Origin of the sequence: Paraburkholderia heleia NBRC 101817, assembly GCF_000739775.1 — a bacterium.
GTDB classification, from domain to species: Bacteria; Pseudomonadota; Gammaproteobacteria; order Burkholderiales; family Burkholderiaceae; genus Paraburkholderia; species Paraburkholderia heleia.
Genome location: NZ_BBJH01000013.1, coordinates 107,212 through 123,739 on the forward strand (window position 1 = coordinate 107,212; position 16,528 = coordinate 123,739).

Here is a 16,528-nt window from a genome sequence, read left to right on the forward strand (position 1 = left end):
GCTTAATCATCAAGACAATCCAGCGAGGCGACACATGGCATTTGGCGTCATCATCATCGGCGACGAGATTCTCTCCGGGCGCCGCCAGGACAAGCATCTGCCGAAGGTCATCGAACTGCTCGGCGCGCGCGGCCTCTCGCTCGAGTGGGCACAGTACGTGGGCGACGATCCCGGGCGCATCACCGAGACACTGCGGCGCTCGTTCGCTTCGGGCGACATCGTGTTTTCGACGGGCGGCATCGGCGCGACGCCGGACGACCACACGCGCCAGTGCGCGGCCGCGGCGCTGGGCGTGCCGCTCGCGCTGCACCCGGACGCCGGGGCGGCGATCCGCGAGCGCATTCGCGACATGCACACGGGCACCGATCCCGTGAACTACCAGTCGCCCGAGAATCTGCATCGCTTCCAGATGGGCACGTTCCCGCAGGGCTGCGAGATTATCCCTAACGGCTACAACAAGATTCCGGGCTTTTCGATTCGCGAACACTACTTCGTGCCCGGTTTCCCGGTAATGGCATGGCCGATGATCGAGTGGGTGCTCGACACGAAGTACGCGCACCTGCATCACCAGACGCCGCACGCCGAGAAGTCGCTGCTCGTGTTCGAACTGCCGGAGTCGACGCTCACGCCGCTCATGGAGCACATCGAGCGCGACTTTCCGGGCGTGAGGGTGTTCAGCCTGCCGAGCGTGGGCGATACGGAGCGCGGCGGCATTTACGCGCGCCGGCATATCGATCTGGGTGTGAAGGGCGAGCCCGAGGCCGTGGCGGCCGCCTTCGTGAAGCTGCGCGAAGGCGTGCACGAGCTTGGCGGCGACGTGGTCGAGCCGGCGGCGCCGGGTGAAGGCACGCCCCATCGCGAGCACCGCGGCGGGCCGCACGCCGGTTCCTGAATCAGCAGGGGATGGTGCGCCGCGTGCGGCTCGAGGGCCGGCGGCGCATCATCGGCGTGTCACACGGGGCGCTCAGAGTGGCCCGTCGGGTCCAGGCGGGGCGGGTCTTACGGTTTTACGCACCGATCCACGGCAGGCCGCGGAAGCACCAGCCGGTAACGGTCTTGCGGTGCCCCTGACCGTCCTTGTCGCCTTCGAAGCCTTCGAGCAGGTCGTAGGCTTTCGTGAAGCCGGCCTTAGCGGCCTCGATGGCGGCAAGCTTGGAGCGCGCGGCGCTGCGGCACAGGAACAGCACGGGCGCGTCGGTTTGCACGGCGCTCTTGAGCTGGGTGAGGAACTCGGCGTTGGGCACGCCGCCCGGATAGCGGGTCCATTCGACGTGCGAATACTGGCCGTCGCCCACCACGGGACGGCCGACCCAGTCGAGTTCTGCGCGCGTGCGCACGTCGACGAGGCGCGCACGCGGGTCGAGCTGCAGAAGCTCGAATGCCTCTGCGGGCGATACCGCGCCCGCGTAGGGCAGCTGGTTCTCGACGCGGCGCTTCTCGGCCTGGGCGTATAACTGTTCGAGCGTACTCATGACAACGGATCTCCTGTTTCGCGTTGGACCAAAAAACCATTCTAGCGCGTGGGGACGGAGCGGGCAGGATGGTCTGGACGAGGCGAAAACCGTACCGCGCGATGCACTGGGCGGCACGCAAGTGGCGAGATGCATTGGTATGGTGCATGTGACGCGTTATGCACCATAATGAAGAGGGATTCGCGCGCCAAATCCGGGATTGCACGTATTTGGTGCCGATGAGCCGTCATGCTGGCGGCTCCATAAATGCGCGGCGCACGATTTTTGACTCCAAGTGCGTGTCGCGAAAGGGATTTGCGCCACGTTGGCGCATGCATGGCATGGAAGCTGCTTCATACGTCCCGATCGATTCGCAGCCGGCCAGCCGGGGTCAGCAGGACGGACCCGGAAAGGAGGCGGCCGGCGGGGATCAACAAGATTGGGACGGCGGCAGCGTTCGCCGAAATCGTTAATCAGGAGAATAGGTTATGAGTAAATCCGTGGCCGACGTCATGCAACTCGTCAAGGACGAAGACGTCAAGTTTGTCGACTTCCGCTTCACGGACACGCGCGGCAAGGAGCAGCACGTTTCGGTTCCGCTGTCGGCATTCGACGAAGACAAGTTCGAGTCGGGTCATGCGTTTGACGGTTCGTCGATTGCCGGCTGGAAGGGCATCGAAGCCTCGGACATGCTGCTCGTGCCGGACCCGAACACGGCCTTCATCGACCCGTTCTACGAAGAATCGACGCTCGTGCTGACCTGCGACGTGGTCGAGCCGGCCGACGGCAAGGGCTACGAGCGCGACCCGCGTTCGCTCGCCAAGCGCGCTGAAGCGTACCTGAAGAGCACGGGCCTCGGCGACACGGCCTTCTTCGGTCCGGAGCCGGAATTCTTCATTTTCGATTCGGTCCAGTGGAATACGGATCAGTCGGGCTGCTTCGTGAAGATCGGCTCGGATGAAGCACCGTGGTCGTCGGGCCGCGAAATCGAAGGCGGCAACACGGGTCACCGTCCTGGCACGAAGGGCGGCTACTTCCCGGTCGCGCCGGTCGACACGTTCCAGGACATCCGCTCGGAAATGTGCCTGCTGCTCGAGCAGATCGGCATTCCGGTCGAAGTGCACCACCACGAAGTGGCGGGCCAGGGCCAGAACGAAATCGGCACGAAGTTCTCGACGCTGGTTCAGCGCGCAGACTGGACGCAACAACTGAAGTACATTGTCCACAACGTCGCGCACACGTACGGCAAGACGGCGACGTTCATGCCGAAGCCGGTCGTCGGCGACAACGGTTCGGGCATGCACGTTCACCAGTCGATCTGGAAGGACGGCCAAAACCTGTTCGCGGGTAACGGCTACGCCGGTCTGTCCGAATTCGCGCTGTTCTACATCGGCGGCATCATCAAGCACGCTCGCGCGCTGAACGCCATCACGAACCCGGGCACGAACTCGTACAAGCGTCTCGTGCCGCACTTCGAAGCGCCGGTCAAGCTCGCTTACTCGGCACGCAACCGTTCGGCATCGATCCGTATTCCGCACGTGTCGAACCCGAAGGGCCGCCGTATCGAAACGCGCTTCCCGGATCCGCTCGCCAACCCGTACCTGTGCTTCTCGGCACTGATGATGGCCGGTCTGGACGGCGTGCAGAACAAGATCCACCCGGGCGAAGCCGCCGACAAGAACCTGTACGACCTGCCGCCGGAAGAGGATGCAAAGATCCCGACCGTTTGCGCCGGCCTCGACCAGGCGCTCGAAGCGCTCGACAAGGATCGCGAGTTCCTGACGCGCGGCGGTGTGTTCACCGACGGCATGATCGACGCGTACCTCGCGCTGAAGGAAAGCGAACTGCAACGCGTGCGTATGACCACGCACCCGGTCGAGTTCGAACTGTACTACTCGCTGTAATGGGCGATGGCGCTTCGCTGCACGCTACACAGCGAAGCGCCGGTTCAGTTTCTTCGACTCGCAGGACGCGTGCGCGTCAGGTCTCCAAGGGACGGCGGTGCCGTCCCTTTTTCGTTGGGCCGCCTGGTCGTTTGTCGACGAGGCGTATTGCCCCGCGTGTTGACCCGCGTATTGACCAGGATTAACGACCAGGACCGTTGCTGGCGCGCCGCATGGCGGCCGGCCTGAAACATGGTGCTCAAGAATCTGATCAAGGCAAGAAAGGGCCACGCCGAACCGCTCTCCGACGACGCGCCGCTCGTCGAGTCGGGCCTGTTGCCCGGCTTCGAGGCGCTGCCCACGGTCGTGCTCGTGCTCGACAAACGCACACTGCGTGTCGCCTTCGCGAATCCTTCGGCAGAGGCAATGCTCGATCTCTCGCGCCGGCAGCTCGCGCAGATGGCGTGGTCCGATCTCTTCTCGAACGCGGACGAACTGCTCTCGACGATCGCCTCGATCGCCGAGCATCGCTTTCACGCGACGCGGCTCGACGCTTCGCTGGAACGCCCCGGACGCGAACCGCTGAACGTGCATGTGGTCGTGGGTTTTCTCGAGAGCACGCCCGATTACGTGCTGCTCGAACTCTTCGAGAACGAGCGGCATTTGCGCAGCGACCGCGAGGAGCGCATTCACGACCTCACGGCGGTGAACAAGCAACTGATCCGCAATCTCGCGCACGAGATCAAGAATCCGCTCGGCGGTATTCGCGGTGCGGCGCAGTTGCTCGAATTCGAACTCGGCGCGCTGCAGCGCGACGAGCTGCGCGAGTACACGCAGGTGATCATCAAGGAGTCGGACCGTCTGCAGACGCTCGTCGACCGGCTGCTGGAGCCGCACCGGCATCCGCATATCGTCGGCGACGTGAACGTTCACGAAGTGTGCGAGCGCGTGCGCGCCGTGATCCTCGCGGAATTCCCGCGCGGTCTCACCATCGAGCGCGACTACGACGTGAGCGTGCCCGACCTGCGCGGCGACAAGGAGCAGCTGATCCAGGCACTGCTGAACATCGTGCGCAACGCGGCGCAGGCGCTGCGCGAACGCATTTCCCAGGGCGACGCGCGCATTGAACTGCGCACGCGCATCGCGCGCAAGGTCACGATTTCCAGACGCTTGTGCAAGCTGGCACTGGACTTGCATATCACTGACAACGGACCCGGAATTCCCGAGGAGATTCGCGACCGCATCTTCTATCCGCTCGTCTCCGGACGCGAGGATGGCAGCGGTCTCGGCCTCACGCTCGCGCAGACGTTCGTCCAGCAGCACGACGGACTCATCGAAGTGGATAGCCGGCCGGGTCACACCGAGTTTCAGATATTGCTGCCGCTCGATAGTTGAATCCGTTGAATCGATAGCCAAGCCTGAATTTAGATTTACCGATACCGCACGCCACCAGGACTTCTGACCGATCTTATGAAGCCGATCTGGATAGTAGACGACGACCAATCGATACGCTGGGTGCTCGAAAAGGCCCTTGCCCGCGAAAACTTCGCCACCCGCAGCTTTTCGAACGTGCGCGAAGCCGCGAGCGCGCTCGATCACGACAGCCCGCAGGTGCTCGTCTCCGACATCCGCATGCCGGGCGGCTCGGGCCTCGAGCTGCTGCAAACCGTGCGTGAGCGCGTGCCGGGATTGCCCGTCATCATCATGACGGCGTTCTCCGACCTCGACAGCGCGGTCGCCGCGTTTCAGGGCGGCGCGTTCGAGTATCTCGCCAAGCCGTTCGACGTCGACAAGGCCGTCGAGCTGATTCGCCGCGCCGTGGACGAAAGCATGCGCGGCGAGCAGCAGTGGGACGAGCGTCCCGCCGAAGCGCCCGAGATGCTCGGCCAGGCGCCGGCCATGCAGGACATGTTCCGCGCCATCGGGCGGCTTTCGCATTCGGCGGCGACCGTGCTCATCACCGGCGAGTCCGGCACCGGAAAGGAGCTTGTCGCGCGCGCCTTGCACCGACATAGCCCACGCGCGAACGGTCCGTTCATCGCGCTGAACACCGCGGCGATCCCGAAGGATCTTCTGGAATCCGAATTGTTCGGCCACGAGCGCGGCGCGTTCACCGGCGCGCAGGCCATGCGCCAGGGCCGCTTCGAGCAGGCCGAGAACGGCACGCTGTTCCTCGACGAAATCGGCGACATGCCGTTCGACCTGCAAACGCGCCTCTTGCGTGTGCTCTCCGATGGCCAGTTCTACCGCGTGGGCGGCCACAACCCGCTGCGTGCGAACGTGCGCGTGATTGCGGCGACGCACCAGAACCTCGAAACGCGCGTGCGCCAGGGGCTGTTCCGCGAGGACCTGTATCACCGGCTCAACGTGATCCGTTTGCGTTTGCCTGCGCTGCGCGAGCGCAGCGAGGACATTCCGCTGCTCACGCGCCACTTCCTCCAGAAAAGCGCGCGCGAGCTGGGCGTGGAGCCCAAGCGCGTGTCGGACGAGGCGCTTGCGTGGATGTCGTCGCTGCCGTTTCCGGGCAATGTGCGTCAGCTCGAGAATCTCGCGAACTGGCTCACCGTGATGGCGCCCGCGCAGACTATCGAGATCAAGGATCTGCCGCCTGACCTCGTGCCTGTGCACGGCTCGGCGGGCGCGGCGGTGCATCTCGCCGATGCCGCGGCGGCTTCCGAAGCGGGCGCGGCGGCCAATGGCGCGGCCGGCGTCTCGCCGGTTGCGGGTGCCGCGGCCGGCGCGGGCCTTGCCGGCGCAATCGGAGGCGTCCCGGGCGGCGTGGTGTTCGGCACGCCCGCGCTCGGCGCGTCCAACGGCGCCGCTGCCGCGGTTTCGCCGCTGAGCGTGTGGGAGAACGGTCTGCGCACGGAAGTCGCGCGTCTGTTGCGCGAAAACAGCGCCGACGTCATGGACGAACTCTCGCGCCGCTTCGAGGCCGCGGTGATCCGCGAGGCGCTCGACTTCACGCGCGGGCGCAAGGTCGAGGCGGCCGAGCGTCTTGGCATTGGCCGCAACACCATCACACGCAAGATCCAGGAACTCAATCTGGAATGAGCGTGGATTGGCACGGGGCATCGGGCCGGCGTCGCGCCACGCGAGCCGGCCCGGCGCGCAGTGCGCCGGCGCGGACACAGGGCATAATCGACGCTGTTTTCCTGTCGACGACCGATCATGCCCGTGACTTCCCCCTGGCCCGCCGAGGCCGATCCGTTCCTTTCGCTCGAATCGCTCGACGACCCCGCCGTCATGACCTGGGTCGAATCGCAGAATGCGCGCACGCGCGCCGCCTGGCAGGGCGGTGCACGTTTCGAGGCGCTCGAAACGCGCCTCGCGCAGGCCTACTTGCCGCGCGAGCGGCCCGTGATCCCGAGCCGCTGGCAGGAGTGGGCCTACGATCTCTGGGAGGATGAAGACAATCCCAAGGGCCTGTGGCGCCGCGCGCTTTGGGCCGACTGGCGCGCCCACAAGCCGCAGTGGCAAACGCTCATCGACTTCGACGCGCTCGGCGCGAAAGAGGGCATGCCATGGGTATGCGCGGGCATCGACATCCTCTATCCGGACGGCGACCGCGCGCTGATCCAGCTTTCCGATGGCGGCTCCGATGCGGTCATCGTGCGCGAGTTCGATATCGTGAAGCGCGAATTCGTCGACGATGGTTTCGCCATCGCGAAGGAAGGCAAGCACATCGTTTCGTGGATCGATCGCGACACCGTGTACCTGGGATGGGACGCGGGGGGCAAGAGCGGCAAGAAGATGCTCACGCGCTCGGGCTATCCGCGCGAGGTGCGCCGCTGGACGCGCGGCACGGCGCTCGCCGCCGCGCCCGTCGTGTTCAGCGGCGAGTTCGACGACATCAGCGTGGAGGGCGACTACGATCCCGTCGAAAAGCGCCACGACGTGGTGCGCAGCGTCGACTTCTTCGATTCATACACCTATCGTCTGGACGAGCGCGGCGACTGGCGGGCGTACGACGTGCCTACCCATGTATCGGTGGGCGCATGGCAAGGCTGGCTGTTGCTCGAGCCGCGCCTCGACTGGACCGTTTCGGGCGTGACGTACCTGGGCGGCGCCTTGCTCGCGATTCGCGAGGACGCCTTCCTCGCGGGCGATCGTGCGTTCACGGCGCTCTTCACGCCGACTCCCGTTACGTCGGCATGTGACTGGACCAATACGCTGAGCGTGTTGATCGTTTCCTGGCTCGACGATGTAGAGAGCCGCACGATGCTCTGGCAGCCGCACCAGGAAGCGGGCGCGTGGCGCTGGGAGTCGCGGTCGTTCCCCGCGCGGGCGAGCTCGCAGGTGGAGGTTTCGCCGATCGAAGACACGCTCAACGACGAGGTGTTCGTCGACGTCGACGATTACCTGCTGCCGCCCGAATACTGGCTCGCCGATCTCGCGCAAACCGATCTGCAGCAGTGGGAATTGCTCGACCGCTGGCCCACGCAGTTCGATGCCGGGCCGCTTACGGTCATCCGTTCGCACGCGTGCTCGGCGGACGGCACGAGCGTACCGTTCACCGTAGTCGGCCCGAAGGCCGTACTCGAAGGCGAATCACGCAAGGCGTCGCCGTGCCTGCTCACGGGCTACGGCGGCTTCGCAATCGCGCTCACGCCGCAATATCTCGTGGGCTCGGGCATCGGCTGGCTGGAGCAGGGCGGTGTCGTGGCGATCGCGCACATTCGCGGCGGCGGCGAGTACGGCACCGCCTGGCACGTCGAGGCGCAGCGCGAGCATCGCCAGCGTTCGTTCGACGACTTCATCGCGGTAGCCGAGCGGTTGATCGCCGATGGCTATACGAGCGCCGCGCAGTTGGGCATCAAGGGCGGCAGCAACGGCGGGCTGCTCGTAGGCGCGTGCATGGTGCAGCGTCCCGAGCTGTTCGGCGCGGTGGTGTGCGAGGTGCCGTTGCTCGACATGCAGCGCTATGCGCTGCTGCATGCGGGTGCGTCATGGATCGACGAGTATGGCGATCCTGAGGATGCCGAAGAATCGCGCGCGCTGGCCGCCTATTCGCCTTACCACCACGTGAAGCCCGGCGTCGTGTATCCGCCGTCGCTGTTCACGACTTCGACGAGCGACGACCGCGTGCATCCCTCGCACGCGCGCAAGATGGTCGCGCGCATGGAGCAGCAGGGGCACGCGAATGTCTGGTATCTGGAGAACACCGAAGGCGGCCATGGCCCCGGCAGCGATTCGCTCGAGCGCGCGGAGTACGACGCGCTCGTTTTTCGTTTTCTGTGGACCACGCTCGCGGGGAGCTGGTAACGCGCGTGTTCAGCCCGCAAGATCGAGCGTGGCGATCACCGGCGTGTGATCGGACGGCTGTTCCCACTTGCGCGGAACCTTGTCCACTTCGCACGCGGTGAGATGCCCGGCAAGCGCGGGTGAGAGCAGGATATGGTCGATGCGCAAGCCCGCGTTGCGGCGAAATGCGAACATGCGATAGTCCCACCACGTGAAGAGCTTTTCGGGCTGCTCGAACTGGCGCAACGCATCGACGAAGCCCAGTTCGAGCAGGCGGCGGAACTGCGCACGCTCTTCGGGCGAGACGAGGTTCTGGCCTTCCCAGGCCTTCGGATCGTGCACGTCGCGGTCTTCGGGGGCGATGTTGTAGTCGCCGAGCAGCGCGAGCTTCGGGTAGCGCTGCATCTCCTGCGCGAGCCAGTCGTGCATGGCGTCGAGCCATTGCAGCTTGTACGCGAACTTCTCGGTGCCCGGTGCCTGGCCGTTCGGGAAATATGCGCTCACCACGCGCACGTCGCCGATGGTCGTGGCGATCACGCGCTGTTGCGGATCTTCGAAGCCCGGAATGTTGCGCACAACGGTGGCTTCGTCGACGAACAGGCCTTCGCGCACGAGAATGCCCACGCCGTTATAGGTCTTCTGGCCCGCGAACCAGCTGCGATAGCCGTGCGCCTCGAGATCGGCGCGCGGGAACTTGTCGTCGGTGAGCTTGAGTTCCTGGAGGCAGAGCACGTCGGTCCTGCTCTCGTTGAGCCAGTCGATGACGTGCTGCAAACGGACCTTGAGGGAGTTGACGTTCCAGGTGGCGATTTTCATGTGAGGCTCGATAGGGTGACGGTGTGCGTTCGGTGCACTTCGCCGCCATTATCGCCTGCTTCGCAAAGCGGGCAACAGTCGCCTCACCATGGCTCCAGCCACGGCCGCAGATCGAGTTCGTGCGTCCAGGCATCGCGCGGCTGCTGGTGCAGCGTCCAGTAGGCGTCGGCGATGTGCTCGGGGTTCAGGATGCCGTCGCGTTCCTTGAGCTTGTAGCGCTCCGGAAAATTCTCGCGAATGAACGCGGTATCGATCGCGCCGTCGACGATGATCTGGCCGACGTGAATGCCCTGCGGTCCGAGTTCGCGCGCCATCGACTGGGCCAGTGCGCGCAGCGCGTGCTTTGCGCCCGCGAACGCGGCGAAACCTTCGCGGCCGCGCAGGCTCGCGGTGGCGCCCGTGAAGAAGATCGAGCCGCGCTCGCGCGGCAGCATGACTTTTGCGGCTTCGCGGCCCATCAGGAACCCGGCGAAGCAGGCCATTTCCCAGACCTTGTGATAAACGCGCGCCGTGGTTTCGGTAATGCCGAAGCGCACGTTCGCGCCGATATTGAAGATCGCCACCTCGATGGGCGCGATGCGCGTTTCGATGTCCGCGAAGAGCGCGATCATGTCTTCCTCCTTGCGCGCGTCCGAGCCGAAAGCGTGCGCTTCGCCGCCCCCGGCTTCGATCTGCGCGACGAGCGGCGCGAGCCTGTCGGCATTGCGGCGCGTCACGCACGCAATGTAGCCTTCGCGTGCGAAGCGGCGCGCGATGGCGCCCCCGGTGGCGTCGCCTGCGCCGATTACCAGTACGGCTTGCTTTTGCGTCATGGTGCTTGTCTCACTGTCGATTACGGCGGCCCGGTTTCAGGTATCTTAGGACGTCGGCGCGCCCGGGCAAAGGTGCGCAAATTCACATGGGGGAGACACGATGGGTGACATCGCGGTGCAGTTTCTGTTCGACTTCGGCAGTCCTAACGCTTACCTGTGCCACAAGGTGATCGGCGGTATTGAAGCGCGCCAGCAGGTGCGCGTCGAGTATGTGCCGATCCTGCTTGGCGGCCTTTTCAAGCTGAGCGGCAATCGCTCGCCTGGCGAGGCGTTCGCGGGCGTTGAGAACAAGCAGAAGTTCATGATGCTGGAGATGCGGCGCTTCATCGAGCGGCACGGGCTGACCGCCTATCGGCACAATCCGCACTTTCCGGTGAATACGCTGCAAATCATGCGCGGCGCGATTGCGGCACAGCGCAACGGCACGTTCGAGCGCTACGTGGACCGCATGTTCGCGCATATGTGGGAAGAGGGCCTCAAGATGGACGAGGCCGCCGTGATCCGCGCGGCGCTTGAGACGGACGGCCTCGACGCGACGGCGTTCGAAACGGCGGTTCAGGACGCCGATGTGAAAGCCGCGCTGCTTGCGAACACGCAGGCGGCGTTCGAGCGCGGCGCGTTCGGCTCGCCTACATTTTTCGTCGGCGAGCAAATGTACTTCGGCAAGGATCAGTTGCGCGATGTCGAAGAGGAGATCGCGCGCGTGAAGGCGCGCGCATGATACGCGGCGATGCATCGCGAGGCGGGGCGGACGCGGCATGATCGCTCCCGCTTCGCGCCGCGTATCAAGGCGCGGCGTGTTCCTCGGTTTGCGGCGTGCTGAGCACGCCCAGACGCACGCGCGCCGCCTCGTATTCGCGCTTCAAACGCGCGATGAGTTCAGCGGCCGGCACGACGCTCTTCACCGCGCCGATGCCCTGGCCCGAGCCCCAGATGTCCTTCCACGGCTTCACGCGCGTCGAGCCGAAATTCATCGCCGAAGGATCCGACTGCGGCAGCGCCTCCGGATCGAGGCCGCTCGCCACGATGCTTTGGCGCAGATAGTTGCCGTGCACGCCCGTGAAGAGATTCGAGTACACGATGTCGCCCGCGCCGCCTTCGACGATCATTTGCTTGTAGGCGTCGACGGCGTTCGCCTCATGTGTGGCGATGAACGCCGAGCCGATGTAGGCGAGATCGGCGCCCGCCGCCTGCGCAGCGAGAATCGCGTTGCCGTTGCCGATCGCGCCCGAGAGCAGCAGGGGGCCGTCGAACCACTCGCGAATCTCGTGGATGAGGGCGAACGGCGAGAGTGTGCCTGCATGGCCGCCCGCGCCGGCGGCCACGGCGATCAGGCCGTCCGCGCCTTTCTCGATGGCCTTCTTCGCGAACGTATTGTTGATGACGTCGTGCAGCACGATGCCGCCCCATGCGTGGATCGCGTGGTTGACCTCTTCGCGCGCGCCGAGCGACGTGATGACGATCGGCACCTTGTACTGGGCGCACACGCCGAGGTCGTGTTCGAGACGGTCGTTCGACTTGTGCACGATCTGGTTGACGGCGAAGGGCGCCGCCGGGGCGTGCGGATGCTTCGCGTCGTACTCGGCAAGTTCCGTGGTGATGCGATCGAGCCATTCGCCCAGCACGGGCTCGGGCCGCGCGTTGAGCGCGGGGAACGAGCCGACGACGCCCGCCTTGCACTGGGCGATCACGAGATCGGGATTCGAAATGATGAAAAGGGGCGAGCCGACGACCGGAATCGACAGGCCGCGGCGCAGCACTGCGGGCAGGGACATCCATATCTCCTGGACTGAACTGAGGCGGCCGCTGGGTGCGGCTGCCTTCGCGTGATTCGATGCGCCGGCGTGCGCGCCGGCTGGCAGGTTCAAACATAGCAAAGCCGTCGAAACTATGCAACCAGTTGCATAGAGGGGAAATTCGATCCGCAACAGATCCGGCATCGGGCGGGGCGTGGTTTAGAATCGCCGCATGTCGACGCCGCATGCCATCCTCATCGCCTTGCTGGAAAAGCCTTCGTCGGGCTACGACCTCGCGCGCCGCTTCGATCGCGCGATCGGCTATTTCTGGCACGCCACGCATCAGCAGATCTATCGCGAACTGGGCCGCATGGTCGAGGCGGGGTGGGTGTCGGTCGTCGAGGACGAGACGGCCGCGGCGTCGCGCAAGAAGGTGTATTGCGTGTTGCCGGTGGGGCGCGATGAAGTGGCGCGCTGGGTGCGCGAGACTGCGCTCGACCTCGATTCGCGTAACGTGTTTCTCCTCAAGCTGCGTGCCGACGCCGTGATCGGGCCGCTTGGCCTCGGCGAGGAACTCGCGCGGCTGATCGAAGAAAATCGCGCGCGGCTCGCGACGTATCGGGAAATCGAGCGGCGCGATTTCGGCGCGGCTTCGCTCACGCGCGGGCAGCAGTTGCAGTACGCGATCCTCAAGGCGGGCATTCATACGCAGGAGATGTGGCTTGCCTGGGCGGAAGAGTTGCGGCCGCTGGTGGAGTCCGGGCAGGCACAGTGAGATTTGCCAGGTTGTCCGAACTAATTCTCGTGTCGCGATTATTTCGCGATTGCCTGCCTGGCGATGTCCAGGCTCGTGATGTTTCAATCGTATGAAAAAGACCCTTGACGCTGCGGCCCATGCCCCCTATAATACTTTTCTCTGACGGACGCGGGGTGGAGCAGTCTGGCAGCTCGTCGGGCTCATAACCCGAAGGTCGTAGGTTCAAATCCTACCCCCGCAACCAAACGTCTTAAGCAGCAAGGCCTCGTGCCAGTCAATGAACCCGCTCTGAGCGGGTTTTTTGTTTTCTGCAGCATCGAATAACGATGCGCCATCACGAGGCACCTGCCTCGCCCCCAATCGCCCAATCCACCGCGGCCTGCGCGTGCAACGCGGTAGTGTCGAACACCGGCAGAGTGGAATCGCTTTGCCCGATCAGCAGCGTGATCTCCGTGCAGCCGAGGATGACCGCCTGCGCGCCGCGTGCCGCAAGGTCTTCGATCACGCGTTGATACACGCGCCGCGATTGCGCATCCACCTTGCCGTGACACAGTTCGTCGTAGATGATGCGATGCACGTCCGCGCGATCCTGTTCGTTCGGCACGATCGCTTCGATACCATGCGCCTCGCGCAAGCGTCCCACGTAGAAGTCCTGTTCCATCGTGTAGCGCGTGCCGAGCAGGCCCGCTCGCGTGAAGCCCGCAGCGCGCAACGCCTGGCCGGTCGGGTCCGCAATATGCAGAAAGGGGATCGAGATCGCCGCCTCGATCGCCGTGCACACGCGGTGCATCGTGTTCGTCGCGAGCAGCACGATATCGGCGCCGCCGCGTTCGAGTTGCTGCGCGGCCTCGGCCATCTGCGCGCCCAGCGCGTCCCAGTCGCCCGCGCGCTGGAGCGCTTCGACCTGCGCGAAGTCCACGGTCACCATCAGGCTGCGCGCGTTGTGATGGCCGCCCAGACGCGCCTTCGCGTGGCGGTTCAGCAGCCGGTAATACTCGGCCGACGATTCCCAGCTCATCCCGCCAATCACGCCGATCGTTTTCATCGCGATTGTTTTCATCGATTCGTTCCTTACTCTCGCGGACAAGTTAGTCCGCCCGAGTATAGGCTCGCGCAGCCAGCAGTCCAGAGACGGTCTGGCCAATCCGAAGCGGTACGGAATCAGAGAAAAGGGCACGGACACTCGTCTTGAAAATGGCACTGTGTTTTTGTACAGTATCGGGACCGTGAACGCGCCTTCCTCCGACCTCGCGCCGCCGCCTGCGCCCACTCCCGGGCGCTCCGCAACGGCACTAGCCGCCGCCCGCAAGATCATCCATTGCGACTGCGACTGCTTTTACGCGTCGGTCGAAATGCGCGACGACCCCACATTGCGCGGCCGTCCGCTCGCGGTGGGCGGACGGCCCGACCAGCGCGGCGTGATCGCCACCTGCAACTACGAGGCGCGGCGCTTCGGCATTCATTCGGCGATGTCGTCGGCGCTCGCCATGCGCAAGTGTCCCGAGCTGCTGATCCTGCCCACGGCGATGGAGAAGTACCGCACCGCCTCGCGCGCGATCATGGCGATCTACCGCGACTACACGCCCGACGTCGAACCGCTTTCGCTCGACGAAGCCTATCTCGACGTCACGCGCGCCTCGCGCTGCAAGGGCAGCGCGACGCTGATCGCCGAGGAAATTCGCGCGCGCGTGCGCGAAACCGTGGGCGTGACGGTATCGGCCGGCGTCGCGCCGAACAAGTTCATCGCCAAGATCGCCTCGGACTGGAACAAGCCCGATGGCCTCTTCGTCGTGCGTCCGCCTGAGGTCGACGCCTTCGTCGCCGCGCTGCCCGTGCGCAAGATTCACGGCGTGGGCAAGGTCACGGCGGCGAAGCTCGAAAGCCTCGGGCTCGCCACCTGCGCGCAACTGCGAACGTGGTCGCTGTTCGATCTGCATCGGCATTTTGGCGTGTTCGGCAAGCGGCTCTACGAACTCGCGCGCGGCATGGACGACCGGCCCGTGCGCGCCGATCAGGAGCGCAAGTCGGTAAGCGTCGAGACGACCTACGTGAACGATCTGTTCACGCTCGAAGCATGCAGCGAGGAGCTCAAGCGTCTTGCGCTGCAGCTTGACGCGCGCATCGAGCGCGCGGGTTGCGCACACGCGGTGCGCAAGCTCTTCGTGAAGATCCGCTTCGCCAACTTTCAGCGCACGACGGTCGAGTGCGTCGCCGATGCCACCGATGTGCGCACCCTCCTGCTGATGCTCGAAAAAGGGCTCGCGCGGCGCAAGCTGGCGGTGCGTCTGCTCGGCGTGGGCGTGCGGCTCGAAGAGGAGAACCCCGCGCTGCGCGGGCAGTTCGCGCTCTTCGACGCCGATCCCGCGGAAGACGATGGCCCGATCGCGCTCGTGTGACGCCTTCGCGTAGAGGCGGTCCATGCCGCTGGCGGCGTCATTCTGGCGCCGATAGAATCGATGCGGGTCAAAACGAAAGCGCCACGCCGCTACGCCAGAACAAGGAGCCGCAGATGGACCTGATCATTCGCCGCGCGGTGCTCGCGCATGCGCATCCGGCCGGGTATCCCACGGTGGATATCGGCATCGAGGCCGGGCGCATTACGGCCGTGGAACCGCATCTCGCATCGGCGGCGCGCGAGGAGATCGACGCCGCGGGTGCGCTCGTGAGCGCGCCGTTCGTCGATGCGCATTTCCACATGGACGCCACGCTCTCGTATGGCCTGCCGCGCGTGAATGCGTCGGGCACGCTGCTGGAGGGCATCGCGCTGTGGGGCGAGCTCAAGCCGCATCTCACCCAGGAGGCGCTCGTCGAACGCGCGCTGCAGTACTGCGACTGGGCCGTTGCGCGCGGTCTCCTCGCGATCCGCTCGCACGTCGATGTGTGCGACGCGCGGCTGCTCGCGGTCGAAGCGCTGCTCGAAGTGAAGCGCCGCGTTGCGCCATATCTCGATCTCCAGCTTGTGGCGTTTCCGCAGGATGGCGTATTGCGCAGCCCCGGTGCCTTCGACAATCTGAAGCGCGCAATCGCGATGGGCGTGGACGTGGTGGGCGGCATTCCCCACTTCGAACGCACGATGGCCGAAGGTGCCGAATCGGTGCGCCTGCTCTGCGAGTTCGCCGCCGACAAGGGCCTGCGCGTGGACATGCATTGCGACGAATCCGACGACCCGCTCTCGCGCCACATCGAAACGCTCGCGGCGCAAACGCATCGGCTGGGCATGCATGGGCGCGTGGCCGGCTCGCATCTCACGTCGATGCATTCGATGGACAACTACTACGTGAGCAAGCTGATCCCGCTCATGCGCGAGTCCGGTGTCGCGGCGATTGCGAATCCGCTCATCAACATCACGCTGCAAGGACGCGCCGATACCTACCCGAAGCGCCGCGGCATGACGCGCGTGCCCGAGTTGATGGCGGCAGGCGTGAGCGTCGCGTTCGGCCACGACTGCGTGATGGACCCGTGGTACAGCTTCGGCTCGGGCGACATGCTCGAAGTCGCGCACATGGGCCTGCATGTCGCGCAAATGACGGGCACCGGCGCCTCGCGCGCCTGCTTCGACGCGGTGACCGTGAATGCCGCGACGATCCTCGGTCTGGAAGGCTACGGCGTGGCGCCCGGTTGCGCGGCGAACCTCGTGATGCTCGACGCGCGCGATCCGATCGAGGCGATCCGGCTGCGCGCGGCGCGCCTCGCGGTCGTGAGCCGGGGCAGGGTGGTGAGCCGGCAGCCCGCGCAGCGCGCGGCGCTCTCGCTCGACGGACGGCCGCCAAGCGTGGACTTCAGGCTGCATCGATAAAACGCGAGGCGATAAAAAAAACCGCGCATGGAT

The 16,528-nt window shown here is 65.3% G+C and carries 14 protein-coding genes and 1 tRNA gene; 10 read left to right on the forward strand and 5 right to left on the reverse strand.

Annotated elements, in window-relative coordinates; genetic code table 11:
• The first annotated feature begins 34 nt into the window (after nucleotides 1-34).
• Nucleotides 35-892 carry a competence/damage-inducible protein A gene (locus BHE01S_RS13640; RefSeq protein WP_042264803.1) on the forward strand — a complete coding sequence of 286 codons (858 nt, stop codon included), beginning with the start codon at nucleotides 35-37 and terminating at the stop codon, nucleotides 890-892.
• A 115-nt stretch (nucleotides 893-1,007) separates the two neighbouring features.
• Here BHE01S_RS13640 and BHE01S_RS13645 read toward each other — a convergent pair whose 3' ends face one another.
• Nucleotides 1,008-1,472, reverse strand: a complete 465-nt coding sequence (locus BHE01S_RS13645) for a rhodanese-like domain-containing protein (protein WP_042264805.1) — start codon at nucleotides 1,470-1,472, stop codon at nucleotides 1,008-1,010.
• A gap of 467 nt (nucleotides 1,473-1,939) precedes the next feature.
• Between BHE01S_RS13645 and glnA the strand changes: the two genes are divergently transcribed.
• The 4 genes from glnA (at nucleotide 1,940) to BHE01S_RS13665 (ending at nucleotide 8,599) form a co-directional block, all read left to right on the forward strand.
• Entirely contained in the window at nucleotides 1,940-3,355 is a 1,416-nt protein-coding gene (gene glnA / locus BHE01S_RS13650; RefSeq protein ID WP_042264808.1) for a type I glutamate--ammonia ligase, read from the forward strand.
• 231 nt (nucleotides 3,356-3,586) lie between these two features.
• Nucleotides 3,587-4,729, forward strand: a complete 1,143-nt coding sequence (gene glnL / locus BHE01S_RS13655) for a nitrogen regulation protein NR(II) (RefSeq protein ID WP_042264810.1) — start codon at nucleotides 3,587-3,589, stop codon at nucleotides 4,727-4,729.
• Between the two features lie 75 nt (nucleotides 4,730-4,804).
• Nucleotides 4,805-6,388 (forward strand): nitrogen regulation protein NR(I), encoded by a 1,584-nt coding sequence (gene ntrC / locus BHE01S_RS13660; RefSeq protein ID WP_042264812.1) that lies wholly within the window; start codon nucleotides 4,805-4,807, stop codon nucleotides 6,386-6,388.
• 117 nt (nucleotides 6,389-6,505) lie between these two features.
• A complete protein-coding gene (locus BHE01S_RS13665) occupies nucleotides 6,506-8,599 on the forward strand; it encodes a prolyl oligopeptidase family serine peptidase (protein WP_042264815.1) in 2,094 nt (697 codons plus the stop codon).
• Between the two features lie 9 nt (nucleotides 8,600-8,608).
• Here BHE01S_RS13665 and xth read toward each other — a convergent pair whose 3' ends face one another.
• Both xth and BHE01S_RS13675 read right to left on the reverse strand, forming a co-directional pair.
• The gene (xth, locus tag BHE01S_RS13670; protein ID WP_042264818.1) at nucleotides 8,609-9,394 is read right to left on the reverse strand and encodes an exodeoxyribonuclease III; all 786 of its coding nucleotides are present in this window, start codon (nucleotides 9,392-9,394) and stop codon (nucleotides 8,609-8,611) included.
• 83 nt (nucleotides 9,395-9,477) lie between these two features.
• Entirely contained in the window at nucleotides 9,478-10,206 is a 729-nt protein-coding gene (locus tag BHE01S_RS13675) for an SDR family oxidoreductase (protein ID WP_042264820.1), read from the reverse strand.
• Nucleotides 10,207-10,306: 100 nt separating this feature from the next.
• Between BHE01S_RS13675 and BHE01S_RS13680 the strand changes: the two genes are divergently transcribed.
• Entirely contained in the window at nucleotides 10,307-10,927 is a 621-nt protein-coding gene (locus BHE01S_RS13680; protein WP_042264822.1) for a 2-hydroxychromene-2-carboxylate isomerase, read from the forward strand.
• Nucleotides 10,928-10,991: 64 nt separating this feature from the next.
• Here the strand turns inward: BHE01S_RS13680 and BHE01S_RS13685 are convergent, their stop codons facing one another.
• Entirely contained in the window at nucleotides 10,992-11,981 is a 990-nt protein-coding gene (locus tag BHE01S_RS13685) for an NAD(P)H-dependent flavin oxidoreductase (protein WP_042264975.1), read from the reverse strand.
• 193 nt (nucleotides 11,982-12,174) lie between these two features.
• On the opposite strand from BHE01S_RS13685, the gene BHE01S_RS13690 reads away from it, so the two are divergent.
• Nucleotides 12,175-12,717, forward strand: coding sequence for a PadR family transcriptional regulator (locus BHE01S_RS13690; RefSeq protein ID WP_042264826.1), 543 nt, complete (start codon nucleotides 12,175-12,177; stop codon nucleotides 12,715-12,717).
• Nucleotides 12,718-12,866: 149 nt separating this feature from the next.
• Nucleotides 12,867-12,943: transfer RNA gene (locus BHE01S_RS13695), tRNA-Met, on the forward strand.
• A gap of 90 nt (nucleotides 12,944-13,033) precedes the next feature.
• Here BHE01S_RS13695 and BHE01S_RS13700 read toward each other — a convergent pair.
• Nucleotides 13,034-13,744, reverse strand: coding sequence for an aspartate/glutamate racemase family protein (locus tag BHE01S_RS13700; RefSeq protein WP_042264829.1), 711 nt, complete (start codon nucleotides 13,742-13,744; stop codon nucleotides 13,034-13,036).
• 157 nt (nucleotides 13,745-13,901) lie between these two features.
• On the opposite strand from BHE01S_RS13700, the gene dinB reads away from it, so the two are divergent.
• Nucleotides 13,902-15,095, forward strand: a complete 1,194-nt coding sequence (gene dinB / locus BHE01S_RS13705) for a DNA polymerase IV (RefSeq protein WP_042264832.1) — start codon at nucleotides 13,902-13,904, stop codon at nucleotides 15,093-15,095.
• A gap of 113 nt (nucleotides 15,096-15,208) precedes the next feature.
• A complete protein-coding gene (locus tag BHE01S_RS13710; protein ID WP_042264834.1) occupies nucleotides 15,209-16,495 on the forward strand; it encodes an amidohydrolase family protein in 1,287 nt (428 codons plus the stop codon).
• The last annotated feature ends 33 nt before the right edge of the window (nucleotides 16,496-16,528 follow it).